Here is a 23154-nt window from a genome sequence, read left to right on the forward strand (position 1 = left end):
TTACCCCAATGCGTCGTAATCTTTCTTCGAAACGGGACGGACCAGACTAAGCACACCGGTACGCGCGAGCGCTCCTGCCAAATAATAAGCGAACACACCCGCGATAATCGCCGATCCGGCCAGGCGCAGTCCGATAAATAAGCAGTAGTTCCAGAACGTCAACTGATCGATATAGCCGTAGTACTGATCGACGAGCAGCGACAGCGCCGCGGAAGCGAAGGCCGCCAGGACCGTCACGCCGACGTTGACCTTGCGATAGAGGAAAAGTGCAAAAATCAGCTCCGCGCCGAGTCCTTGAAGAATCCCATACACCAATGTCGATACGCCCCAAGACCCGCCGAGCAACGCCTCAATCGTCGCTGCCGCAACTTCCGCCAGCAAAGCGACCCCCGGCTTGCGGATAATGAGGAAGGCGAACGTCCCTGCCATAAACCACATGCCATAGCTGAGCTGCTCCGCATGCAAACCGATTGGCTTCATCAAATCGTACATCGGTCCCCAAATCCGGTAAATCACCCCAAATACCGCCGCGATCACGATGGTGACCAGAATATCCGTCAATTTCAATCCTTTAACCCCTGCTGCCATCTGCTTTCCAACTCCTTCTCTTGTATCGAATATGTAAAATGAGATAGGCGAACACGCAAAAAAGCCCGCCGGAATGCGGCAGGCATAAAATTAGTGCAGACGAAGGCACTCGAATTCTCTACGCTGGCATTATCCAGATCAGATTAAACGGTCAGCGGCATAAGGCCGCTATCTCAGCCTGACTTCATCAAGCACCCGTGTTGCTATTCATTTGGCTTAACTGTAGCCCATTCTCCGGTATTTGGCAATGGGTTTCGCGAATTTTATTTCTCGATCAGGTGCTGCAAATCCTGCGCCAAACCGTTCAGCTGCCGGATGCTGTCGACAATATCCTCCACTCGCTTCTGCTGCACTTCCGCGCTTGCCAGCACTTGCTGCACCGATGCGGCAGACTGCTCGGTAATTGCTGCAACGGACGTCATTTCCTCCGCAACCTTCTGCGAGGAGCGCTGAAGCTGCTGATTCATGCGCTGCAAATTCTCCGCTTGCTCCATCACTTCTGCTGTGTTCGTGTTGATGGTTTCGAACAGCAGGTCCACGCTGTCCGCTGATTTCTTGCCGGACTCTACCGCTGTTTTACCCGCTGCAACCTTTGCAACGGCTGTCTCCACCTTCTGCTGAATCGAGCCGAGAATTTCGGAGATATCGGCGGACGCTACATGCGCGTTCTGCGCAAGCTTGCGAATTTCACCGGCGACGACCGCGAAACCTTTGCCGTGTTCGCCGGCGCGCGCGGCTTCAATAGAAGCGTTAAGCGACAGCAGGTTCGTCTGATTGGCAATGTCGGCGATCGTGGTGACGATATGGCCGATTTTCACATTTTCATCGTTAACTTCATTCATAATGCTCGACGTTTCCGTGACGATTTCCGTGATGTCCTTGATTTTGTGCGACAAGTCCCCCATCTGGTTCTTGCCTTCGTTCGTCATGTTCGCCGTATCCCGGGACCGGCCGCTCATCGTATCCGATGCGGACGAGGTCAGCTCGACCGTCTCGTTCACCTCTTGAATCGCCGAAGTAATATCGGTAATGGAGGAAGCTTGGGACTCGATGCCAATCGAAATTTCCTGGAAAGCTGCAACAACTTCCTCTGTAATGCGGCCGGTAACGGAAGCATTCTCATGCAAAGTTGTGCTGGAGGACCCAAGCACATCTGTCGTTGTCCGCACCCCTGCCAGCATCTGTTCCGTCTTCAAGCGAGAGGCTTCGGATTCCTTCGCACTCCGAGCCACACTGGCCAGCATCCGCATGCCGATCTGCCCTTGACCGATCAGCGCGATAATCGTCAGCACATAGAAAGCATTGATTGAAATATAGTCCATAGGTCCTGACAAGGTGCTGCAGAAATGGTTCATGTTCACTAGCCCGATCACACCGGTAAGCAGCAGTGGACGGAAATCCATATACAAGGATACCAAGGCCAAACTTAAGTACAGAATCAGCATGCCGGACAGCGACGTACTATGAGCCATAAAGAAATAAGAGATCACATTAAGGCCTATCGCAATGATGTATTTCGTGTAAGAAATCCAGATTTTCCTCCAGATTATAATGGTGCACACGAGCGCAATAGGCGCTCCGAATGCCAATAACGTCAGCACCACGTCCGCCAATCGATAAGACGCTCCCATGCCAAGCGCCAAGCATGCCCAGAGCAGCTTCACCATCAGCCCGTTTCTTCTATGTAGTTCCAAAAGATGATCCGACAAACGCATTTCCCCCTCGTCGCAAACAAAATTAGACATTTTATTACATCATTCAACATATACCGACGTAATCCTCTTTTGCCTAATGCCAAATTGTATATTCCCTATATTGCATTTGACTTATGGTTCATTTTAAAACTACAATATGTAGTGTCTAATAGATTACTCATAAAGGAGCTCATCTTATTATGGAACACTCCACGCTGCAGGACGGGTCCGGCGTTATAGCCATCTTGCTCTACATCGGGCTGGCCCTTTTCATCTTGGCCGTTATCGGCTACGTATTTGCCGCTAAGACGCGCAAAGCCAACACAAGCAAGCTGAAGAAAGCGGAAAAGCAAACGCTGCAGAAAAAGCTTAAAACCTGGCTGATTCTCTCTCACACGCTTCTCATCCTGTCCATTTGTTCGTTTGGGACCTCATTGATTCAATACTCCTCCAGCAAATACAGTGTCGAGAAGCTGAACTATAATGCGCCTATCCAAGTCACAACGGATAAAGACTACGGCCGGGACCATAGCGAAGACATGCTAAGCTACGAGATGACCATTCCGACCTCGGGTACGCACAGCCCGCATGATTTGAAATTCGGATTTTACACAGAGCGTCCGACCTACGCGATGCTCGTCCATAATCTGGAGCACGGCGATATTATTCTATATTTCCATCCCGATGCTCCTAAGGAGCTTCAGGATAAGCTGGCGTATTTGAGTCATTTCAAGAAAGCAGGGGCGGGTGTATTAGCCGTTGCGAATCCGGACGTGCCGAAGGACATGGAGGTTGTCGTCACGGCATGGACCAAGACGATGCAGCTACCGAAGTTCGACGAGGCCAGCGTCGGCACTTTCATTTACCAGAACATCGACAACGGGCCTGAGAAGATTCCTTCCGAAGTGCGGCGCGGCGGGGGAACAATGTAAGCGAAGGTTACTTGCGGACGGTCTCGCGGTCGGAAACCAAATCGGTCGGCACCAGACCCGTCAGCCTTCGAAACACACGGTAGAAATAGGACGGATCGTTATATCCGATGAATTCGGAGATTTCGGATACCGTCAACGCCGAATGCTTGAGCATGTAAATGGCGGTTTTGATCCGGGAAACATGCACGAATTCACTGATCGTCTGGCCGGTCGCTTTGCGAAACAAGGTGGCCGCATAATTCGGCGAACGGTTGATGCAGGCACCCAGCTCCTCCTTGGTCACATGTTCCCGGTAGTGATTCTGGATATAACCTTTCATCTGCTCGACCAGCTGCGAGGTGACGCCCGGCACGTCCTCCTTATCCCACTCCCGGTGTAAATAAACGAACAGCTCTGTTAACAGCGCTTCGCACAGCGCCTGATAATAGGGCTGTTCGTCCTGCCATTGCTGGTGCATATGGCGCAAGCGGTCCACAATGAGTTCGTACTTGCCCGTTATACGGCTGGCGAAGCCCGTACCCTGAAGCAGCGGGAAAGCGGCCTCGGCGGCTTCCGGCATAAACCGGACAACATATTTCTCATGCAGCATCGTCGGAACGCTTCTGCCGTAGTAGGCCGTCCGGCTCGGTATAAGCAGCCACTGCCCCTTCTCCAGCACCTGCTTCTTCTCTTCGATCCAATATACACAGCGCCCGTAAGTAACAAGGACAAGCGTCCAATCCGCCGCCCCCTCCTGCGCTTCCGAATACCAATTGCTGCTCTTGTCATAAGTAAAGCTTGTAAGCTTCATCCTCGAATCACCCACATACTATAGTACATATAGAATACTATATTTCATAGAAGTTTGTCGAAATTAGGCATATAATGAAGCCAAAATTGATTTGTCCATGATGAAAGGAAGTCCTGTACAATGCGTAAAACGAAAATCATTTGCACCATGGGACCTGCTTGCGATTCCGTCCCTACACTTAAGGAATTAATTCGCGCCGGTATGAGCGTTGCCCGTTTGAATATGGCGCATGGCGATTTGGATGAGCACCGCGGGCGCATTCAACGCGTGCGTCAAGCGGCATCCGAGCTCGGTGTTGTCGTTCCGATTCTGATGGATATCAAAGGACCGGAGATCCGCATCGGCCAACTGAAGGATGCTTCTTATGACTTGAAAACCGGTGACCGCCTCGTCCTTACGACCGAGCAGATCGTCGGAGACGGCAGCCGCGTTGCCGTGAATTATCCTGGGCTTCCGCAGGACGTACAGCCAGGCAACCTTGTGCTGATTGATGACGGCTCGATCGAGCTGCGCGTTGAAACGATTGACGGGACGGAAGTGATCTGTACCGTATTGAACAACAGCGTTCTGAAGCAGCGCAAAGGTGTCAATCTGCCCGGCGTTCGCACGTCCCTGCCAGGGGTAACTGAACGCGACGTGATGCACATCAAATTCGGGATCGAAGAGAACATCTCCATTATCGCGATGTCCTTCGTCCGCAACGGGAACGACGTTCAAGAGGTACGCGGCATCCTGGAGCAGCATGGCGCGGGAGCTACGCCGATCATTTCGAAAATCGAGAACGAAGAAGGCATGACCAACTTCGCTTCCATCCTGGAAGCTTCCGACGGCATCATGGTTGCGAGGGGCGATCTCGGTGTGGAGATTCCGACGGAGGAAGTTCCGATCGCTCAGAAGGATATGATCCGCGCGTGCAACCTGGCCGGCAAGCCGGTTATTACGGCGACGCAAATGCTTGATTCCATGCAGCGGAATCCGCGTCCGACGCGCGCCGAAGTGAGCGACGTTGCGAATGCCGTACTGGACGGCAGCGACATGGTCATGCTGTCCGGCGAGACTGCGGCGGGCAAATACCCTGTTGAGTCCGTGACGATGATGGCGACGATTGCCGAGCGCGTGGAGCAAACGATGGAGCGCAGCTCTCTCGTTGACGCACAGCTGCAATCCAACAACGAAGTGACGGAAGTCCTGTGCCAAGCGGTCGTATCATCCGCGAACAAACTGAAGGCGGCGGCGATTCTAACGCCGACGGAGAGCGGCTTCACAGCGCGGATGATCGCCAAGTACCGTCCGGAAGCACCGATTATCGCCGTGACGGCGAGCGAGTCCGCGATCAACCTGCTGAGCATGGTGCAGGGCGTCATCCCGATTCGCGGCGAATTCTGCGAGTCGACGGACGCAATGATCCGCACGGCGATCGGGCTGGCGGAGAAGCTCGGCTATGTGAAGCAGGGAGATCTGACCGTCGTTTCCGCCGGTGTGCCGGTCGGGAAGTCGGGAACGACCAACCTGTTGAAGGTTGAGCGGGTGTAACGTTCGACTGAAGTTCCCTGAAGCTAAGGGAAAGAAGATCTAGATCGGATTGGACGCCTTGCATGATGGGCGCCGGTTATAACCCGGCCGCCCCCTTGCAGGGCGTTTTTGTTCGTGGTGCGGCCTTTGCCTGAAAACCGCATGCAGGGGGTACATTAACTGTATAGCTACATCATAACGGGAGGTTCTGTTCCATGATCATCCGGCTCGGATTCGTATCCATCGCTCTCGCGATTTATAATAACACCCCCAGCTCCACCTTCACGTACAAGCTGTTCTCCCAGCGTCCCCGCGAGGAGGCCATGCAGCGGGCCATCGACATCGGACGCAAAAACCTCGAGGCCACACGGCGCATTCTATACTACAATGCCGCGCATGGCATCCGTCTGTTCCGCTTGTCCTCGTCGCTGGTCCCGTTAGCTACGCACCCGGACGTGCAGATCGATGTGGCGGCCGAGTACCGCACCGAGCTCAAGCAGCTCGGCGATTATGCCAAGGGGCATGACATCCGCCTCAGCATGCATCCGAACCAGTTTACGCTTCTGAACGGAAGCGATTCTGTCGTTGCCGCGGCGATTCAGGATCTGCGCTACCACGCCGCCATCCTTGACGGCATGGGGCTGGACGAGTCCGCGATCATCAATATTCACGTCGGCGGCGTATACGGCGACAAGGTGGCGGCGACGGAGCGGCTGTACGCCAAGATCCCGGAAGTGCCGGAGTCCATCATGCAGCGGCTCACCTTCGAGAATGACGACAAAACTTACACCTTGGCGGAAACGCTCGCCGTGGCCCGGAAGCTGGGGCGTCCCTGCATGCTGGACCTGCACCACGACTGGTGCAACCCTTCGGAGGCTTCGCCGCAGGAATTGCTGCCGGAGATTGCCACAACATGGAGCGGCCTCCCGATGAAAATTCATGTCTCCTCGCCCAAATCCCCGAAGGAAACGAAGGAGTTCCGTTCGCACGCCGATTATATCGAGCCCGAGATGCTTATCACTTTCTTGAAAAGTTGTAAGGAAGCCGGTCTGGACCGTATCGATGTCATGATCGAGGCGAAGATGAAGGATCTCGCCTTGTTCAAGCTTGCCGAGGACCTCAGCAAGGTTCGCGGCATGAAGCGGCTTGACGGAGGCGTTCTGACATGGTAGCCGGATCCGTTTTACCGAATATATTTATCCACCGGGATCACATGAATGTGCTCCTGGCTTTTCACATGCCGCAAAGCGTTGATCTCTCCCCCGATAATAATCAGCAAGGCCGATATATAGAACCACGTCATCAGAACGATAATGCCCCCGACGCTGCCGTAAGTCGCGCTATAATTCGTAAAATTATTAACATAGAAGGAGAAGCCGAGCGACGTCCCCTGCCACCCGAGAGAGGCGAATAAAGCCCCAGGGAGCACACTTTTGCACGTTAAGCAGGTATTGGGAGCTATGTAATAGATGCCTGTGAACACGATGAACAAAATGATAAAGTTCACCACCCAGCGGATTTTGTTCCACAGGTTCACCATGGTCGACGCGGTATGGACATGCGCCTGCACCCAATCCCCGATCCAGTGCCCGAACACGCTTAGAACGAGCGCAGAGGCGATGACGATCAGCATGCCCAAAGTAAGCATAACCGCGAGGAAGCGCGAGTGTATGAAGCTTTTGCGCTCCGGCAGTCCGTACGCTTTGTTCACGGCAATGACGATGGCGTTCATGGCCGCGCTGGCGCTCACCAATGCGAGTATGAGCCCGAAGGACAGCGTGCCGCCCCTTTTCACATCGAGCAGGCTGCTGAGCGTTTCTTCCAGCCAGGAGGAGACGGCACCCGGGATATATTCCTTGATCAGCAAGACGACATCGTTCGAGGAGAACGGCAGGTAGGCGAGCAAGCTTAGAATAAACAGCAGGAACGGGAACAGCGACAGTAAAAAATAATAGGCGCACTGCGCAGCGAGTCCCGTGGCGTCGTGCTTCTGGAATTGCTGCCAGAGCAATTTCAAGTTAGATTTACCCATAAGCGGACTTGTCCTTTCTTTGCACAGGAATTGTGATAAAATAGGTAGTTCAGTCATGCCATGAAACAGGTGATAACCATGAACTCTCTTACTATTTACCCCACCCCGTTAGGCGCTAAACCCGCCACAGAACGAGCGATTCCGCATGCCCGGATGGCCGTATTGTCGAATAGCTCGGATTTTGTGCCTGATGCGGACCGGGATGCTTATTTTTTCCGCGATTTGGAGCGCCATCGAATCCTGCTGAATGAATCGCAAGTACAGGCTGTGCGCCATTTCAAAGGCCCGCTTCTGACCCTAGCCGGAGCCGGCTCCGGGAAGACGACGGTGCTGGTGTGCCGGGTAGCCTATCTGCTGCGGGTTCACCGGGTCCATCCGTCGAATGTGCTGCTCATCACGTTCTCGAAGAAAGCCGCCGAAGAAATGCGGGAACGGCTCGCTTCCTTGCCGGGCTTGGACGCCCAGGCGGCTCAGACGATGCAGGTTCGGACGTTCCACGCCTTCTGCCTCCGCCTTCTGCGGATGAACGGGTTTCAACAAGACATTCTGAGCGACAGCCGCTTTCAGCAGATCGTTTTCAAACGAATCATGCTGAGCATGGGATTGCAGGATGCCTACCAGCCCGAGGTGCTGATCTCCATGTTGTCCTCCTACAAAATGCAGCTGATCGAAGTCGACGACCTCCCCGAGGAGACCGAAGAGGATCAGGAGATGAAACGAATTTTCCTGCAGTACGAACAATGGAAGATGGAACAAATGAAAATCGATTTCGACGATATTCTTCTCCTTGCTTACCGGCTGTTGAAGGAAAATGCGGATATTTTGCGGTCACTTGAGCGTAAATTCACCTATATCAGCGTCGACGAGTTTCAGGATACGAATACGGTGCAGTATGCGATCATCCAAATGATTGCGCAAAATCATCAAAACTTAATGGTTGTCGGCGATGACGACCAGACGATTTATTCGTTCAACGGGGCGCGTAATGCGTTTATTTTGCAATTCCACGAGCAGTACCCCGCAGCGAAGACGATCACGCTCGATATTAACTACCGGTCAACGTCAAGCATCGTCGGACTGGGCAATGCCATTATCAAGCATAACGTTCAGCGCAAAAACAAAACGCTCCTGGCCACCAAGCAAAGCGAAACGAAGCCGATGTACGTGAGGCCCGCAAGCAGCGACGATGAGGCCGATTGGCTTATTAACGATCTGCGGATCAAGGTCGCGGACGGCGGCTTCTCTTACGGCGATTTTGCCATTCTATACCGGACGCAGAGCAACGCCAGAGCTATCGTCGAACAGCTGATTCTGCACAACTTGCCTTTTGTCGATTACGGCACCAGTGATTCCTTCTATGAGCAGTGGATGGTGAAGCCGATCGTCGACCATCTGCGGATCGCCCACGAACGCCGCAATTTCGAAGCCATCGAGGGGATCCTACCCTCATTATATATAGGGCGTGACCAAGGCATGCGAATTATTCAGGAGCAGGAAGCGATTCAGGCCAAAAAGTGGCCGCTGATCCATCTGCTGGGGCTGCCGCAGCTGAAAGATTTTCAGAAGGATAAGCTCAAGAGCCGCATCCGTCTCATTAAATCGCTTGCCGAGATGAAGCCGCTTGAAGCGATACAAGCTATTCGCAAGGATTTCTACGATGCTTTCTTAGAGACGAACAAGCGCAGCAAGCTGACGCATCACCGGGAAATGCTGAAGGAAACTCTGGATGAACTGGAGTCCTCCGCCAAGCGGTTCGACACGGTGGAGCAATTTCTTTATTTTATCCATGAAGTCGCAGAAAAACGCACGGAGCTGAGCGCGATGCCCAAAGATCAAGCCGCGAACAAAATCTCGCTGATGACGATCCACAAGTCCAAGGGGCTTGAGTTCAAGGTCGTCTACCTGCTCTGCGCGATCGAAGGCAACATGCCGCATGCCTCGGCCCTGGAAGCGAACCATCTGAACGACATTCAGATGGCCGGCACCGCGGGGGGCGACAAGTCCGCCGCCGCGCTTGAAGAAGAGCGGCGGCTCGCCTACGTCGCCGTCACACGCGCCAAGGCTGAGTTGCTGATCAGCTCGCCGGCGTATTTCCGCGGGAAGAAGGCGGAGCCTTCCCGCTTCCTGCTGTCCGCGTTTCCTTGCGCGGACACGGCAAGCAGCCGCAAGCCTGCGGCGGCTGTATCTGTGCGGGCAGCCGTGCCGCGCGCGGCTGCTGCGGGCTCCGCCGCGACGGAGTCGGTCGCGGCATGGGTATGCGGCCAGGCCGGCTGCAAGGCCTGGTCGCGGATCTCTTCGCCGCAGGAGGCGCGGCGAACGGAGAAGGCCTGCCCCCTGTGCGGCAGGGCCATGGTTAAGGGCAGCAGGCTCGTTCCGCTTGCCCGCTAGGCAGGCGCACGCTTGCCCGCCCGTGGGTTACATGATGGTTGCCGGTGCAAACACCAAAAAGAGCTAAGCGCTTATGAGCTTAGCTCTTTTGTTCTTTTTGGGGATGCCCAGCGGCCCTTGACCGCTCTCGACCGCTAACGGAAGTCAGCGCCGTTATTCCCCTTGTTACCCGTGATTTCGGCTCCGAAACCGGCGAATAGGGTATCTGTGGTCCGTTAGCATTCCGCGCATTCAACCGGCTTTATACGAGCTCCTTCAAAGCTTGAAGAGCCGCCTCGTAATTCGGATGTGCGCTCATCTCCGTTAAATACTCGACGTAGCGCACCGTGTCATTCGCATCTACAATAAAAATTGCACGCTGATCGAGCTGGATCTCTTTGATCAGCACTCCGTACGCCTGACCGAAGGAGCGGCTTTTGTAATCGGATAAAGTCACGACTTTATCGATGCCGGATGCCCCGCAGAAACGGCTCTGGGCGAATGGAAGGTCTGCGGAGATGGTCAAAATGACGACATCATCGCCTAATTTATCGGCCTCCACGTTGAATCGGCGCGTCTGTGCGTCACAAGTCGCCGTGTCGACGGAAGGGACGACGGAAATCAGCTTCACTTTCCCCGCATAGTCGGACAGATGGACTTCTGTCATCAGATCTTTATTTACCGTGAAGTCCGGTGCCTGATCCCCAACTTTGATCTCCGGCCCCAGCAGTGTAATCGGGTTGCCTCCTAATGTCGCTACTCCTGTACGTTCTTGTAATTGTGTCATGTTTGCTGCCTCCTAAGTGGAATATGGTGAATGGGTGTTGTTTGCTGACTCTCAGGCCTGCTCGATAGCGGCCTTCAATCGATCTTTCGGCTGCACGCCGACGAGTTGGTTCACGACTTGCCCGTCTTTGAATATTAACAAGGTAGGGATACTCATGACGTTATACTTGGCCGCGGATTCCGGATTGTCGTCCACGTTGATTTTTACGATTTTGGCTTTATCGCCGATCTCGGCGGACAATTCGTCCAGTACCGGAGCGATCATTTTACAGGGTCCGCACCAAGGCGCCCAGAAATCGACGAGCACAGTACCCGCTGCGGTCTCATTTTGGAAAGTAGCATCTGTTATCTGTTGAACTGACATGGCATTTGCCTCCCTTATGAATGGTTGAATAATTGAGATTCAGTTATGTGAAAATATTAAGCGTGCTGCTCGGACAAGAACCGTTCCGCATCCAACGCGGCCATACAACCGCTGCCTGCCGACGTAATGGCTTGGCGGTAAATGCGGTCCTGCACGTCGCCGCAGGCGAACACGCCAGGGATAGCGGTTTGGGATGTGCCTGGAATGACTTGCAGGTAACCGAGCTCATCGGTTGGCAGCTGCCCGCCCAAGAAGCCTGTATTCGGCGTGTGGCCGATCGCCAGGAAAATTCCGTCGGCTTCCAGCAGCTCCTCTTCGCCCGTATCGTTGTTGCGCACTTTCAGTCCGCTGACACCCATCGGACCCGCCGTTACTTCGAGCGGTGTCCGGTTCAGGCTCCAGGCGACCTTCTCGTTGCCACGCGCGTGATCCTGCATGATCTTCGAAGCCTTCAGTTCATTGCGGCGATGCACGACGCGAACCTCGGATGCGAACCGGGTCAGGAATTGCGCCTCCTCCATCGCGGTATCTCCGCCGCCAATCACGATGATTTTCTTGTTGCGGAAGAAGAAGCCGTCGCAGGTTGCACAGGTGCTCACACCTCTGCCGATATTCTCGGTCTCGCCGGGGATACCCAGCTTCTTGGCCGATGCGCCTGTCGAAATAATCAGCGAGTCAGCTGTCAATTGAGCGCCATCCTCCAAGAACAGCGTGAACGGCCGCTTGGACATGTCCACTTCCGCCACCCGTCCTGACTGAATCGTAGCTCCGAAGCGCAGCGCCTGCTTGCGCATGTTATCCATCAGTTCAGGACCCATAATCCCGTCCGGGAACCCCGGGAAGTTATCAACCTCGGTTGTTGTCGTCAATTGGCCGCCGGGTTGAATTCCTTCAATAACAAGCGGAGCGACATTGGCTCTTGCCAGATAGATTGCTGCCGTTAGACCGGCGGGACCAGTACCGATAATAATTGCTTTATAATGCATAGGAAGGCCTCCTCGTCTGTTTTCATCCATATCACGGAGTAATTAACTTGTTCGCAAATAAATTTGAAGCAAATCTTATGAGAAGATCATACCAAGATCCAATTACTTTGTCAACAACTATATTGCACACAATTTAAATGGCCGCAACTGCGTGCTCCGTTGTCTGGACTTTCCCGTTCTTCCACAACCCGCCTGCGTATTCATCAAACATTCAGTTAGACTTCATGTAAGCTTCAGCTTTCCCTGCGATAATAGCCTCATGTCCGAAGGGGCTTACAACGAAGGGAGCAAACAACATGACCGCACATCAAAAAAAATCGAATCGCACCTGGCAATGGGTCTCCGCTGTCCTGCTGCTCGGTCTTATTACTTATATCGCTATTTATCCGCCTGTCAAACACAACGGTCAAGCAGCTGCCACCGACCCTGTCGCCAAAGTGAATGGCGTCAGCATCTCGTCTGACCAGCTGTATCAAGCCATGTTGACCAGCGGCGGCGAGCAAACGCTCGATTCGTTAATCTCCGAGGAGCTGATTAACCAAGAAGGCCAGAAGGCCGGCATCCAAGTGACGGATGAGGACATCGAGAAGGAGATCGCCTCCGTTCAAGGCTCCTACGGTTCCGAAGCTGAGTTTCAGCAAGCTCTCACGTCATACGGCATGACGATCGACGATTTGAAGAAGAGCATGAAGTCGCAGGTGCTTTTGAAGAAGATTTTAAAACCGCAAGTAACGATCACCGATGATGAGATTAAGAAATATTATGATGAAAATCTCGAAACGCTGAAAACACCGGAGCAAATTCAGGCGTCTCACATTACCGTTGCAACCAAAGAGGAAGCGGATGCGATTCTGGCAGAGCTGAAGAACGGTTCGGACTTCGCTGCGCTCGCCAAATCCAAGTCTACGGATACGGCGACCAAAGATAACGGCGGTTCTCTCGGCTATATCGCCAGCGGCACCATGGATGAAGCGTTCGATACCGCGGCTTTCGCTTTGAAAGCAGGTGAAACGAGCGGCGCCGTTCAGACTAGCTCGGGCTACGACATCATTAAAGTAACGGACCGCAAAGCGGCCGCCACGCCGACGCTGGACGAGAAGAAGGAAGAAATCAAATCTGCGATCACAACGCAGAAGCTGGCATCGCTCTCCACGACATGGCTGCAAGAGAAAAAGTCGCAATCGACGGTTGAGAATTATTTGAGCAAAGCCTAAAAATAGAGAAGCCCTTGGCTCTTCCGAATTGGAAGGCTAAGGGCTTCTTTCTTGAGATCTTATTAAGGTGTCCGAGCTTTCATCTCGTCGAGACTTTTAAACTGATACCCCTGACTGCGGGCATCGTCAATGATTTTGCCAAGCGCCTCCGTGTTGTCCTTCGACACGGAGTGCAGCAGAATCACAGCGCCGGGATGCAGCTGCGCCATCACGTTTTTATACGCATACTGCCAGCCCTTCTGCTGCTTCGGCTCCCAATCGCGGTACGCGACGGACCAGAATACGTTCGTATAGCCCAGCTGCTCGCTTACGGCTAACGACCTGCCGTTGAAGATGCCCCGCGGCGTACGCAGATAGCGCATCTCTTTCTGCCCGGTAACGGTCGCCACTTCTTCTTTGACCTGATTCAGCTCTTTCTGGATGCGCTCCGCTGAAATTTGACTCATATCCGGATGGCTCCAAGAATGGTTGCCGATCAAGTGCCCTTCGGACGCCATGCGCTTCAGCAGCTCGGGCTCGGTTTTGATGTAATGACCGGTTACGAAGAAGATGGCCGGCACTTGCTTTTCCTTCAGCACATCTAGAATCTTGCCGGTGTATCCCTGCTCATACCCGTTGTCGAACGTTAGATACAACTCTTTGACCGACATATCGCCCGTGAAGATGGCCCCATGCTGTTTCAGCAGGCTTTTGAAACCTTCCTCATCAATGGACGGGCGTCCTCCGTTGGTGCTCTTTTTGAAACCGAAATGATACGTTCCATCAGCGGTTGCATGGACGAGCGCAGCCTGTCCGAACAGCATCACCAGCACGACTGTAAGGATACGGATGTAGTTCACGGTTACAGATTCACTCCTTGCCTTCTGTGGTTTGATCCATAAGCTGTTACTAATATGCCACAGAGCAGGCCGGAGTAGGCGTATCATGAGCAGGGTAATATTGGATGGAGCTTGCCGGGCAGGTCAATCGATTACTTTCCCGAATGCCTCGACCAAGTCGGTGCGGAAGGATTGTCCCGCCAACTTCTGAATTTCGGCATAGGCTTCGCGCTGCGACATAGCCGGTCGATAGGAACGCGGCGTCGTCAACGCCAAGAAAACTTCGACCAGTCCGAGCATCTGCGATAGCAGCGGAATCTGATCACCCGCCAACCGATAAGGGTAGCCGGTGCCGTCCACTTTCTCATGATGGTACAAGAAAGCGTTCTCCACCTCGGCAAAGTCAGGGATGCCCTCACACAGCTCCTTCGCCATATAGCAGTGCTCCTGCACCACCTCGAACTCGAATTCGGAGAGCTTCCCTTCCTTCTCGAACATATAATCGGGCAGCTTCACCCGGCTGATAAAATGCAGCAGCGACAACAGATCAATTTCCCAATTCTGCACGGTCATTCCGCTATCGTAAGCTTGAACCAGCGACTTGAGCAGAGCGCTCATTTCACCGATCTCTTTGCGTGAAGTCTGGGTTTTCCGTTCTCCGACGGGGATGAAACATTGCAGAAGGTTAATGACCTGCTGTTTCTGCCGCTGGAAGGCTTGCGCCTCAACGCGCTTTCGATGCTGGTCGAGTGCTGCGAGGATGACTCCGCCCAAAATAATACTTCCCAATGTATAGACGGCTTTGGTCGTCGCTACAATCACGGGGGATTCGTCCCCCATGGCGACATTCGATGGCCCGAATGCATAATAAAAGACGAAGTATAGCAGAAATATCGCGCAGCCATATACATACATTTTGAAATTTACCAGCAAACTAAGCAAAATCGGGTAAAAGGCTAGCGCAATCCACATATGCTGCAACGAAAGCGGATTGTACAATGTAGTAACGACCACAACCACAAAAATAATGACGGGAGACAGCAGCTTCGTATATGCATTATCTGGAGGGATCGCGCTTTGAATGCCGTAGATTCCCCATGCAAACAAAGAAACCGTTAAGGAAGTCGCCATATAGAGGTACGACTCCGAATTGTGGACAACCAGCCAATAGCCGATTCCGCTCAACGCACAGATCGAAGCCATACTGCCGATAATCAGGATAAGCAATTGGTGAATGGGCAAGCTTGCGATGCGTTGTAAGTTCATTGGAACGAACTCCTTTTGAAATCAGAATGCTCTCCGGAATCTTTGGGCTGAAAGCAGGAGGCGCCCTTCATCACGTCGTCGATGGCGGCGAGAATAACCTCCGGACTCGTGTCTTTCATTAAATAGCCGTCCACTCCGGCCTTAAAAGCGCGGTAAATATCCTCGCTCTCATCGAATGCAGTTAATATAATAATTTTCATATGAGGGTAAGTATCCTTGAGCGTCTTGGCTCCCTCAATGATCGAGGTGCCGGGCATTTTCAAATCGGTCAGCAACAGATCCGGCGCTAGCGCCAGCGTCTGCTCAATTGCTTCGGTACCGCTAGCCGCTTCGCCCATAACCGCATAAGCCCCGCAGCTGTCCAGCAATATATGTAATCCCGCCCGAACAATCGAACGGTCGTCTGCTATGACTACTTTATACATAAGCGATACTCCTCTCTCGCGGAATATAAGCCTTCACCGTCGTCCCAGCGCCTACTTCGGATTGGAAGGAAATCGCCCCGTTCAAGGCTCGAATGCGGCTTTCCATACCGCCAAGCCCGAAGCGTCCTTGCCCATGAACTTCGGCATTCCGCATCCCGATCCCGTCATCCTTGACCGTAATCGTCCACTGCACGCTGGTAACCTCAATTTTCACGTACAGCTGCTTCGCGCAGGCATGCTTCATGACATTGTTCGCGGCTTCCTCCACCAAATGGTAGATCGCCTCTTCAATATCGAGCTGCTCCTGTGCCACCCAACCGACATTCTCGAAAACCGGCTTCACGTCCGTGTGCTCCGTAATTCGCTGCAGCAGCTTGTCGATGGCGTGATGCAGATTGAATTTGCGCTTCTCGTTCTTGAGCTCGGTGATGAATTGCCGGATATCCCGATGGCTCTCTTTCACCTTCTTCTCAATGTCCGACACATAGGGAAGCACTTCGTCGCGCGCATGTGCAGGGATCGCGTTCTTCAGCTGAAACAGCTGAATCGATATGAAGAAGAGCTCCTGTGTGATGCCGTCATGAATATTCTGGGCAATGGTATTCCGCTCGATGGCGATCGCCGTTTCCTCCGCGTCCAGCAGCTGCTGGTCGTTGAAATGAATGGCTTCCAGCTTCATCAGCAGGAATTGGATGTAGATTTTGTGCAGCACGGACAGCTCATTCTTCTCGCTCTTCACCATCAGCCACCCATAAGACTCTCTCGTGCGATCGAGCAAAGTCAGGATATAGAAGGACGCCGCTTCCCCTGTCGGAGACGGCAGCTTGGTGTACAGCTTCTGTCTTTGCGGCCTGTTCTGCATCAAATAATTGGTGAAATACGTATGCTTCCAACTCTGCACTTTGTTCTCGTAGCGGCCTTCGTTTGCCACGCACAGAATCACTTCGCGATCATCCAGGATCTGTTTCAGCAACCCTTCCATGCAAGGAATCGTTCCCTGCATATGCGGCTGCCTGTCCGCCAAACGCGACGAATAAATGAGCACCAGCTTGCGCATCTGTTTGCGCAGATCGTTAAACAGATATTGCACAAGGCTGAGAGCACAGAAGAAGGCTAATACGAAAAAGCTGTAATCAAAATGATTCAGCATATACTTATACGCCGGCCCCTCCCCGGCCAAAGCAAAAATAACCGGAAGCAGAAGCGCGTAACTGAGAGAAATCCCGTAAAACTTACGCCATGAGGAGAACCGTTTCACCATCAGAAGTCCCGTAAAGCAATAAATCATGAATGGCGATGACAGCCCGCCCGTCAACCAGAGCAAATACGAGCCGAAGACCATATCTCCTGCGGAAGCTGCGGCGGCCGTGATCGGCCGGCTCCTGTTCAAGAACAATAGGCTGTATAGCGTTTGGACAAGAACCGCGGATAGCAGCAGACCTGGCGTCACACTCCCTGATTTCGTATAAATTAACAGTCCCATTAATAGCAGCACCCATCTGCATCCAAAAAAAACGTACAAGCTCGTTCTGTTAAGTAAAAACATGTTGAACTGCTCCTAAACTTTATGAATTCTTAATGGTTTTTCGTCGTTTTTTGTTATACAATGAAGCAAGCCAAGTAAACATAGGCATATAGTACTAGGTAATTGTACCTATTTCAGTATATCATAGATCCTAACCATTTGGAGGGAACTCATTTGATTAATATGTTCATTCTTGATGACCATCCCCTTGTCCGCAAAGGCATCAGTACGGTTATTTCATCGGGACAATCGATGCACGTTGTCGGGGAAGCGGCGAATGCACAGGAGGCTCTACGGCTGCTTGGTCAGACATGCCCGGACCTTGTGCTCGTAGACTTAAATTTGGGGAACGGTAACGGTTTGGACTTCATCCAAGAGGCTCGTAAGAGAGGTCATGCTTGCAAATATATGATACTCACTTCATCGATTACACGCAGTGAGCTTCAGCTTGCACAATCCATGCAGATTGAAGGCGTTTGCCTGAAAGAAGCATTCCCTGAAGATCTGCTATATGCGGTTGAAGCCGTCGCGCGCGGCCGGAAGTATTACGATCCCGTGTTGATGGGCTCCATGATGGGTGACAAGTCCGGCAAGGAGGAAGCCGATCTGTCCGAGTTGACGCCCAAAGAGCTGGAAGTGCTCATGTCGCTCGGAAGGGGGCGCTCCAACAAGGAGATTGCGAACGCCCTCTACATCACAGAGTTCACCGTGAAGAAGCATGTCAGTCAGGTGCTGGCCAAGCTGGAGCTGGCCGACCGGACACAGGCCGCTCTGTACGCCTTATCCAAAGGACTTGTCCAATTCGAAATGCAGCGATAGCCATCATACACGAAAGATCCGCCGGGAATACCCGCCGGATCTTTCTCACTTTAGAGGTCGAGCGGTTCCGCGATCTTATGCATCGGGAACAAAGAAAACAAGGCGTAGCCCTTAACATCACGAATATGAACGGGACCTAGCGCCGGATCTCTGCTGTCCTTGCTTTCCCCCAAATTGCGGTTATCGCCGACGACGAACAGATGGCCGCTTGGTACGTTAACCACGTCCATGTCCTCGGATTTCCCCGCCGTATACAGCTCAGGCAGCGGCGTTTGGTTCACATAGATCACGCCGTCACGGATGAATACGCTATCGCCTTCTACGGCGATGACGCGTTTGATGATGCTGATGCCGCCCATCCGGTCATCCTTAATGACCACCACGTCGCCGTACTCCGGCTTCGAGAAAAATAAAGAAAGCTTATTCATGAGCAAAATGTTGCCGTTCTGCAAAGTGGGATTCATGGAATTTCCGGAAACCCGGGTCAGTCCGATCATATTATTGATCAATATATAGGCCAATCCAAGCAGCAATATGAACCGTACCCAACCCCAGAATTCGCTCTTTTGTTTATTCACAGGCTGCTTTCTAGGTTCCACAACTTCTTCCGTCATTACGAATTCCCACCTTCATCGCTCTTAACTGCTACTACATGTCCTGCTGCTTGTAACTGCTTGTAACTGTATGAACGCCAGCCGCAGACTAACGTCCGTACACATCATCGCTCACTGTCGGCTGATGTGCCGCAGGCGGAGCCGGATTCGCTTCAGGCGCTGCGGGCAAGCCGGGCGCGGGTCCCGCAGGAACCGGTGCTGCTGGTGTTGCCGGTGCTGCTGGTGCTGACCCTGCTGGTGTTGCTGGTGCCGGTGCCGCAGGCTGCGGATTCGCTGGCGCTGGTGCTGCCGGCGACGGAATGCCAGGTGCGGGCTGTGCAGGCACGCTTGGCGGGGCAATGATGACCGGTGCTGCCGGTGCGAATACCATTGCAGGCGGCACATAGCTATCCGCCAGTGTGTCCATGGCATCCTTGGCGCTGTCAAGAATCGTCTGCAGCTTATTCATAATTTGTGCACGATCCTGTTCGGTCTTAATGTCCGTGCTAGCCAGCAAGCTTTGGGCGTATTGTCCCAGAGCCTGCAGATGAAGCCGTTTCTGTTCATCCGTGAAGGATTCGAGGCTTCGCGTGGATGCTTCAAGTCGAAGCTGCAATTCTTTCTTCAAGAGTTCTTTCTGTGCATCAGTCTCCGACTCCATGGATGCATCCAATCCTTGGATGACCTGCTCCGTCTTCTTGTTAAACCACGAAGCCATAACGCCGGCTACATCGATATCCGCATAGGATACTCCGGCGGAAGCCGACAGGACGACCGTTAAAGAAACAATTCCAGCTGCGACGATCCGCTTCGGTTTCAAGCTGCTCCGTCTATCCGATTTCTTCATCTTGCGATTCCTCCCTCTTCTTAAAGTAAGCGTAAGGCCCCGTAACCGGGGCCCGTCCGCTTAGTAGAATTATTTCAAGCCGTTAAGAACGATTGTTTCCAATTCTGCTTTGCTTGCAGTCTCAATGGAAGCGCCTTTGTCCGTAATTGCTTTCACGTTAGTTGCTTCCAGTTCATCAGCAAGCTTCTGAAGCTCGGCTAGCTTAGCTGTGATTTTGGCAGTCAAGTTATCTTTGATTTCTTGGGAAGCGGCCGTTCTTTCATCAGCAAGCAATTTATTCAAATCTGCTTTTGTCGCTTCAATTTTGCTTGTCAATGCAGTAGCTGCAGCGGATTTAGTTGCAGTTACATCTGTATCTACGCTTTTCAGCGAGGATTTCCCTTGGTTGTTAACATCTTTAGCAATATCGAGCTTACCAAGAGCGCCTAAAACTTCCACAGCCGTGTTGTTGATTTTGTTTGCATCACTTACAACTTTGTCGTACTCAGCCGGCATTGCTCCAGCAATAGCACCTTTTGTTGTATCGAGTTGGTTGCTGTAGCTGCTCAGTTGGTTGTTAATGCCTGTGTTAGCACGAGTCGTTTCAGTCGTACCCGCTGTTTTCACATCGTTCACAGCCGTTTTGTTGATTGTGTTGTAGTCTTCAACCAATTTATCTTTGTTCGAAGCTACGAAGCTTGCAACGTCGCCGGCTACGAGTGCTTTCGTTACCTTCGTTGCGCTGTTGTACCAGCTTTGCAGTTGTCCGCCAGCGTCTGTCGCAGCGAATGCCGTCCCCATACCTGCTACCAAACCTGTTGTGATAACACCAATTGCCAATTTACTTTTCAATGCTTTCATCGTTCATCAATCTCCCTTAAATTAGTTTTGTATTTGGTGACCCATAACTCACAATGACTGACTACTTACCCAGCTTTTCCGATAATTCCCGGAGCACGTCCACGGCATATTGATCGATCTCACTTTCAATCTCGCCGTTTGCGGTACTGACATACTGATTGAAGCGATCGGGCGCTTCCGTTTCCGCAATCTCAGACGCAACGGCATCAATTTGGCTCGCATATTGTCGATTGACCGCGTCAATGCGTTCCGTAGATTGGCCGATCGTGTCAACCTGCACTTGCTTGAGGCTGGCCTTGGCCGTGAAGACCGTCGCATTCGCCGCTGTTCTCAGGCTATGGTCCGCTTCGTTCAAACCAAGCAAGGCATTGGTGTTCACTTCATTCTTCCCCTGTTGAAAGCTAGCTTTGTACCAATTCTGCAGCGGTATGCCTGCATCGGAGTACGCATAGGCCGTACCCATGACGAGGAAAGTCGAGAGGCTCAATGAAACAGTTATCACTTTTCGTTTCAAACGGATCATCGTGCTGCTTGCCTCCTTCTTGTTCAGCTCTTGCTTACAAACCAATTGTATCCCGCCATCCGTTTTGTGACTTCATACGCAAGAGTAATTTATTTCTGCTACGATCGGATAAGGAAGAAGGTATACTTTCGTACCAGAACTTGTCGAAAAGTGACCGCAGCCGTGCTCCTCCGCGGAGCAGCCGCCAGTGGCGCCGCGCCCCGTCGGGAGAGGGCTGGCTACCGGACTGCACGGCCGTTATTTCAGCGAACGCGGCCTCGCCGCTGATCTAACGGACATCAGTGCGCTTATTTGCCGAATGTGAGGCGAAAAACTCGCCGAAATGGGCAAATAGCGGCTGTGGTGTCCGTTAGACAGGCAAGGCGGCCCAGATCCGGTGAATTAGGACCGCTGTATCCGTTAGCCGGTGCCGCCGGACCCGCCGATGCCGCCTGCAGGCTTGATGCGACCCGGCAGGCCGTCTCCTAGCGGAGCTGCCGCCACCAAGCGCCGCGCCCCGCCAGGGAGAGAGCCGGCTAACGGACTGCACGGCCGTTATTTCGGCGAGTACGGCCTCGCCGCTGATCTAACGGACACCAGTGCGCTTATTTGCCGATTGTGAGGCGAAGAACTCGCCGAAATGAGCAAATAGCGGCTGTGGTGTCCGTTAGACAGGCAAGGCGGCCCAGATCCGGTGAATAAGGACCGCTGTGTCCGTTAGCCGGTTCCGCCTGCAGGCTTGATGCGACCCGGCAGGCCGTCTCCTCGGCTGGCAGACACCACTCTGTTTCATCTCCGCACATTTGGTGTAATAAGATAAGTCCCCATACCAATCGGCGAACTCTTGCATATAATGAAACAAGACCTTAGGGGCCATGCCGTCAGTCCGAACGGACTGCCCGTGCATAATTTTCATCTTATGGTGGTTATCCAGTATGAGCCAAAATTTCATATCCTCCCAAAACGACCTGCTGCATCTGCTCGGACTAGTATCCGAGGACGAAATTTATAACGCCCAATATAATGGGCGATCACTGGCTGATATCGCTCAAGCCAATCATGTCGATGTCCAGAAAGTGATCGATCTCCAGCTCGCAGAGCTGACCGAGCAGCTCCAGGAGCGGCTCTTCAGCGGCAGCATTACGCCTGAGCAGTACCAAGCTCACCATGCCGAGCTGCCGGAAATTATTATGCGTAGCGTCTACGCCTTATAGAATGAAACAAAAGAGCCAAGCGCATAAACCGCTTGGCTCTTTTGCAGCGTTTTCCATGTTTTTTTCCTTGTTGCGAAAGCCGTTCTATGTCACTATCAATAGATAAGCTGACTCCGGATGGAAAGGATCCTTCACGATGAATTTTCAACAACTCATTCCTATCGTCCCTCTCATCCAAGAGATCGAAACGAGCTCCGCCTCTCTCTCGTTGGAGTGCCCGGCCGGCACCTACCGCCTGATTATCGTTCGCCGTGGCCATATTACCATACATCAGCGCGATGAGGAATCTTACATATGCTCGCAAGGGTATGCTTGTCATCCCGACCATGGGCCTTATCATATCCACGTTCCAAGAACGAAACCAGCCGAATACGTCGTCATGACGTACAGCATGTTTCCCGAGAACCATAACTGGTCCTTGCACGGCCCTCTCACAACGGTGAGTGAGATCAAAATATTATATATGCTCGACGAGCTGCTGCGTACGACGCAAGACCTCCACCCGCTAACGGCGGAGAAAGAGGCCGCTCATACATTTCGTAAGCGTATGATGCTGGAGCGCATTCTTTTCATTTATTTATATGAATCTCATTTGACTCAGGACAAGAAGTCCTCCCTGGAAGCCGTTGAAGAGATTCTTTCCTATATGAACGAGCACTACATGCTGGAGCTTACACTGCCGATGTTAGCCAGGCGAGCGGGCATGAGTGTCGGTTATTTCACCGTGCTTTTCAAGAAACGGACCGGGATGACGATGATGAACTACTTGTACACTCTGCGCATCGAGAAAGCGAAGCAAATGTTCCTGCAAACCGATATGCTCGCCAAGGAAGTCGCCGGACGCGTCGGTTTCGTCGATTATTTCCACTTCAGCAAAGTATTCAAGAAAAAAACCGGTACCACGCCATCCGAATTTCTCGCCGGTCGCAATTAAATCTAACTCAGGGACATGTCGATTCTGCATATCAGACATGTCCCTTCTTTCGTTTTGGGAGTATCATTTCAAATGAGAATAATAATCATTGTCACGGGGGAATAGA

25 protein-coding genes and 1 riboswitch are annotated in these 23154 nt (G+C 52.6%); of the genes, 9 read left to right on the forward strand and 16 right to left on the reverse strand.

Annotated elements, in window-relative coordinates; genetic code table 11:
* Both J2X61_RS23115 and J2X61_RS23120 read right to left on the reverse strand, forming a co-directional pair.
* On the reverse strand, nucleotides 1-588 hold the full coding sequence (locus J2X61_RS23115; RefSeq protein ID WP_310190904.1) for an ECF transporter S component: 588 nt from the start codon (nucleotides 586-588) through the stop codon (nucleotides 1-3).
* A gap of 98 nt (nucleotides 589-686) precedes the next feature.
* Nucleotides 687-797, reverse strand: a riboswitch (TPP riboswitch).
* Between the two features lie 54 nt (nucleotides 798-851).
* The gene (locus J2X61_RS23120; RefSeq protein ID WP_310190907.1) at nucleotides 852-2333 is read right to left on the reverse strand and encodes a methyl-accepting chemotaxis protein; all 1482 of its coding nucleotides are present in this window, start codon (nucleotides 2331-2333) and stop codon (nucleotides 852-854) included.
* 149 nt (nucleotides 2334-2482) lie between these two features.
* On the opposite strand from J2X61_RS23120, the gene J2X61_RS23125 reads away from it, so the two are divergent.
* Entirely contained in the window at nucleotides 2483-3214 is a 732-nt protein-coding gene (locus tag J2X61_RS23125) for a DUF3105 domain-containing protein (RefSeq protein ID WP_274472091.1), read from the forward strand.
* A 7-nt stretch (nucleotides 3215-3221) separates the two neighbouring features.
* Here the strand turns inward: J2X61_RS23125 and J2X61_RS23130 are convergent, their stop codons facing one another.
* The gene (locus J2X61_RS23130; RefSeq protein WP_310190912.1) at nucleotides 3222-4004 is read right to left on the reverse strand and encodes an AraC family transcriptional regulator; all 783 of its coding nucleotides are present in this window, start codon (nucleotides 4002-4004) and stop codon (nucleotides 3222-3224) included.
* 120 nt (nucleotides 4005-4124) lie between these two features.
* Between J2X61_RS23130 and pyk the strand changes: the two genes are divergently transcribed.
* Together pyk and uvsE are read left to right on the forward strand one after the other, a co-directional pair.
* Nucleotides 4125-5537, forward strand: a complete 1413-nt coding sequence (gene pyk, locus J2X61_RS23135) for a pyruvate kinase (RefSeq protein WP_274472089.1) — start codon at nucleotides 4125-4127, stop codon at nucleotides 5535-5537.
* A 194-nt stretch (nucleotides 5538-5731) separates the two neighbouring features.
* On the forward strand, nucleotides 5732-6688 hold the full coding sequence (gene uvsE, locus J2X61_RS23140; protein ID WP_310190914.1) for a UV DNA damage repair endonuclease UvsE: 957 nt from the start codon (nucleotides 5732-5734) through the stop codon (nucleotides 6686-6688).
* A gap of 11 nt (nucleotides 6689-6699) precedes the next feature.
* On the opposite strand, the gene J2X61_RS23145 is transcribed toward uvsE, so the two are convergent.
* On the reverse strand, nucleotides 6700-7533 hold the full coding sequence (locus J2X61_RS23145) for a YihY/virulence factor BrkB family protein (protein WP_310190917.1): 834 nt from the start codon (nucleotides 7531-7533) through the stop codon (nucleotides 6700-6702).
* Nucleotides 7534-7626: 93 nt separating this feature from the next.
* Here J2X61_RS23145 and J2X61_RS23150 point away from each other — a divergent pair, with 93 nt between their 5' ends.
* Nucleotides 7627-9936, forward strand: coding sequence for a UvrD-helicase domain-containing protein (locus tag J2X61_RS23150; RefSeq protein ID WP_310190919.1), 2310 nt, complete (start codon nucleotides 7627-7629; stop codon nucleotides 9934-9936).
* Between the two features lie 241 nt (nucleotides 9937-10177).
* Here the strand turns inward: J2X61_RS23150 and tpx are convergent, their stop codons facing one another.
* The 3 genes from tpx to trxB are packed head-to-tail and all read right to left on the reverse strand — an operon-like array spanning nucleotide 10178 to nucleotide 12051.
* Entirely contained in the window at nucleotides 10178-10702 is a 525-nt protein-coding gene (gene tpx / locus J2X61_RS23155; RefSeq protein WP_310190922.1) for a thiol peroxidase, read from the reverse strand.
* A 51-nt stretch (nucleotides 10703-10753) separates the two neighbouring features.
* Nucleotides 10754-11065 (reverse strand): thioredoxin, encoded by a 312-nt coding sequence (gene trxA / locus J2X61_RS23160; protein WP_274472084.1) that lies wholly within the window; start codon nucleotides 11063-11065, stop codon nucleotides 10754-10756.
* A gap of 56 nt (nucleotides 11066-11121) precedes the next feature.
* Complete coding sequence (gene trxB / locus J2X61_RS23165; RefSeq protein ID WP_274472083.1) at nucleotides 11122-12051, reverse strand: thioredoxin-disulfide reductase; 930 nt, start codon at nucleotides 12049-12051, stop codon at nucleotides 11122-11124.
* 296 nt (nucleotides 12052-12347) lie between these two features.
* On the opposite strand from trxB, the gene J2X61_RS23170 reads away from it, so the two are divergent.
* Nucleotides 12348-13265, forward strand: coding sequence for a peptidyl-prolyl cis-trans isomerase (locus J2X61_RS23170; RefSeq protein ID WP_310190926.1), 918 nt, complete (start codon nucleotides 12348-12350; stop codon nucleotides 13263-13265).
* A gap of 62 nt (nucleotides 13266-13327) precedes the next feature.
* On the opposite strand, the gene pdaA is transcribed toward J2X61_RS23170, so the two are convergent.
* The 4 genes from pdaA to J2X61_RS23190 form a co-directional block, all read right to left on the reverse strand.
* Complete coding sequence (gene pdaA / locus J2X61_RS23175) at nucleotides 13328-14068, reverse strand: delta-lactam-biosynthetic de-N-acetylase (protein ID WP_310191040.1); 741 nt, start codon at nucleotides 14066-14068, stop codon at nucleotides 13328-13330.
* 159 nt (nucleotides 14069-14227) lie between these two features.
* Entirely contained in the window at nucleotides 14228-15349 is a 1122-nt protein-coding gene (locus tag J2X61_RS23180; protein ID WP_274472081.1) for an HD-GYP domain-containing protein, read from the reverse strand.
* Nucleotides 15346-15774 carry a response regulator gene (locus J2X61_RS23185; protein WP_274472080.1) on the reverse strand — a complete coding sequence of 143 codons (429 nt, stop codon included), beginning with the start codon at nucleotides 15772-15774 and terminating at the stop codon, nucleotides 15346-15348. The genes J2X61_RS23180 and J2X61_RS23185 overlap by 4 nt, the downstream gene beginning before the upstream one ends.
* Nucleotides 15767-17320 (reverse strand): sensor histidine kinase, encoded by a 1554-nt coding sequence (locus J2X61_RS23190; protein ID WP_310190932.1) that lies wholly within the window; start codon nucleotides 17318-17320, stop codon nucleotides 15767-15769. Before J2X61_RS23190 ends, J2X61_RS23185 begins: the two co-directional genes overlap by 8 nt.
* 162 nt (nucleotides 17321-17482) lie before the next feature.
* On the opposite strand from J2X61_RS23190, the gene J2X61_RS23195 reads away from it, so the two are divergent.
* Nucleotides 17483-18118, forward strand: coding sequence for a response regulator (locus J2X61_RS23195; RefSeq protein ID WP_310191043.1), 636 nt, complete (start codon nucleotides 17483-17485; stop codon nucleotides 18116-18118).
* 50 nt (nucleotides 18119-18168) lie between these two features.
* Here the strand turns inward: J2X61_RS23195 and lepB are convergent, their stop codons facing one another.
* The 4 genes from lepB to J2X61_RS23215 form a co-directional block, all read right to left on the reverse strand.
* Entirely contained in the window at nucleotides 18169-18732 is a 564-nt protein-coding gene (gene lepB / locus J2X61_RS23200; RefSeq protein WP_274472078.1) for a signal peptidase I, read from the reverse strand.
* Nucleotides 18733-18820: 88 nt separating this feature from the next.
* Nucleotides 18821-19558, reverse strand: a complete 738-nt coding sequence (locus J2X61_RS23205) for a hypothetical protein (protein ID WP_310190935.1) — start codon at nucleotides 19556-19558, stop codon at nucleotides 18821-18823.
* A gap of 69 nt (nucleotides 19559-19627) precedes the next feature.
* Nucleotides 19628-20398, reverse strand: coding sequence for a hypothetical protein (locus J2X61_RS23210; protein ID WP_274472076.1), 771 nt, complete (start codon nucleotides 20396-20398; stop codon nucleotides 19628-19630).
* Nucleotides 20399-20459: 61 nt separating this feature from the next.
* Entirely contained in the window at nucleotides 20460-20966 is a 507-nt protein-coding gene (locus J2X61_RS23215; RefSeq protein WP_310190939.1) for a hypothetical protein, read from the reverse strand.
* A gap of 297 nt (nucleotides 20967-21263) precedes the next feature.
* Here J2X61_RS23215 and J2X61_RS23220 point away from each other — a divergent pair, with 297 nt between their 5' ends.
* Nucleotides 21264-21389 carry a hypothetical protein gene (locus J2X61_RS23220; RefSeq protein WP_310190941.1) on the forward strand — a complete coding sequence of 42 codons (126 nt, stop codon included), beginning with the start codon at nucleotides 21264-21266 and terminating at the stop codon, nucleotides 21387-21389.
* A gap of 178 nt (nucleotides 21390-21567) precedes the next feature.
* Here the strand turns inward: J2X61_RS23220 and J2X61_RS23225 are convergent, their stop codons facing one another.
* Entirely contained in the window at nucleotides 21568-21777 is a 210-nt protein-coding gene (locus tag J2X61_RS23225; RefSeq protein ID WP_310190943.1) for a hypothetical protein, read from the reverse strand.
* A 58-nt stretch (nucleotides 21778-21835) separates the two neighbouring features.
* Here J2X61_RS23225 and J2X61_RS23230 point away from each other — a divergent pair, with 58 nt between their 5' ends.
* On the forward strand, nucleotides 21836-22114 hold the full coding sequence (locus tag J2X61_RS23230) for a hypothetical protein (protein WP_274472073.1): 279 nt from the start codon (nucleotides 21836-21838) through the stop codon (nucleotides 22112-22114).
* 136 nt (nucleotides 22115-22250) lie between these two features.
* Nucleotides 22251-23048 (forward strand): AraC family transcriptional regulator, encoded by a 798-nt coding sequence (locus J2X61_RS23235; protein ID WP_310190947.1) that lies wholly within the window; start codon nucleotides 22251-22253, stop codon nucleotides 23046-23048.
* Nucleotides 23049-23154: the final 106 nt, after the last annotated feature.

Source organism: Bacillus sp. 3255 (assembly GCF_031456485.1).
GTDB lineage: Bacteria > Bacillota > Bacilli > Paenibacillales > NBRC-103111 > Paenibacillus_E.

Bases quoted from the DNA above. Each gene is read 5' to 3' on its own strand.
- J2X61_RS23125 (WP_274472091.1), top strand. From the start codon at position 2,483: ATGGAACACTCCACGCTGCAGGACGGGTCCGGCGTTATAGCCATCTTG.
- J2X61_RS23225 (WP_310190943.1), bottom strand. From the start codon at position 21,777: ATGGCCCCTAAGGTCTTGTTTCATTATATGCAAGAGTTCGCCGATTGG.
- J2X61_RS23235 (WP_310190947.1), top strand. From the start codon at position 22,251: ATGAATTTTCAACAACTCATTCCTATCGTCCCTCTCATCCAAGAGATC.
- pyk (WP_274472089.1), top strand. From the start codon at position 4,125: ATGCGTAAAACGAAAATCATTTGCACCATGGGACCTGCTTGCGATTCC.
- J2X61_RS23120 (WP_310190907.1), bottom strand. From the start codon at position 2,333: ATGTCTAATTTTGTTTGCGACGAGGGGGAAATGCGTTTGTCGGATCAT.
- pdaA (WP_310191040.1), bottom strand. From the start codon at position 14,068: ATGCTGTTCGGACAGGCTGCGCTCGTCCATGCAACCGCTGATGGAACG.
- J2X61_RS23150 (WP_310190919.1), top strand. From the start codon at position 7,627: ATGAACTCTCTTACTATTTACCCCACCCCGTTAGGCGCTAAACCCGCC.
- J2X61_RS23185 (WP_274472080.1), bottom strand. From the start codon at position 15,774: ATGTATAAAGTAGTCATAGCAGACGACCGTTCGATTGTTCGGGCGGGA.
- trxB (WP_274472083.1), bottom strand. From the start codon at position 12,051: ATGCATTATAAAGCAATTATTATCGGTACTGGTCCCGCCGGTCTAACG.
- trxA (WP_274472084.1), bottom strand. From the start codon at position 11,065: ATGTCAGTTCAACAGATAACAGATGCTACTTTCCAAAATGAGACCGCA.
- J2X61_RS23190 (WP_310190932.1), bottom strand. From the start codon at position 17,320: ATGTTTTTACTTAACAGAACGAGCTTGTACGTTTTTTTTGGATGCAGA.
- tpx (WP_310190922.1), bottom strand. From the start codon at position 10,702: ATGACACAATTACAAGAACGTACAGGAGTAGCGACATTAGGAGGCAAC.
- J2X61_RS23180 (WP_274472081.1), bottom strand. From the start codon at position 15,349: ATGAACTTACAACGCATCGCAAGCTTGCCCATTCACCAATTGCTTATC.
- J2X61_RS23210 (WP_274472076.1), bottom strand. From the start codon at position 20,398: ATGAAAGCATTGAAAAGTAAATTGGCAATTGGTGTTATCACAACAGGT.
- J2X61_RS23115 (WP_310190904.1), bottom strand. From the start codon at position 588: ATGGCAGCAGGGGTTAAAGGATTGAAATTGACGGATATTCTGGTCACC.
- J2X61_RS23170 (WP_310190926.1), top strand. From the start codon at position 12,348: ATGACCGCACATCAAAAAAAATCGAATCGCACCTGGCAATGGGTCTCC.
- J2X61_RS23230 (WP_274472073.1), top strand. From the start codon at position 21,836: ATGAGCCAAAATTTCATATCCTCCCAAAACGACCTGCTGCATCTGCTC.
- uvsE (WP_310190914.1), top strand. From the start codon at position 5,732: ATGATCATCCGGCTCGGATTCGTATCCATCGCTCTCGCGATTTATAAT.
- lepB (WP_274472078.1), bottom strand. From the start codon at position 18,732: ATGACGGAAGAAGTTGTGGAACCTAGAAAGCAGCCTGTGAATAAACAA.
- J2X61_RS23205 (WP_310190935.1), bottom strand. From the start codon at position 19,558: ATGAAGAAATCGGATAGACGGAGCAGCTTGAAACCGAAGCGGATCGTC.
- J2X61_RS23130 (WP_310190912.1), bottom strand. From the start codon at position 4,004: ATGAAGCTTACAAGCTTTACTTATGACAAGAGCAGCAATTGGTATTCG.
- J2X61_RS23195 (WP_310191043.1), top strand. From the start codon at position 17,483: ATGTTCATTCTTGATGACCATCCCCTTGTCCGCAAAGGCATCAGTACG.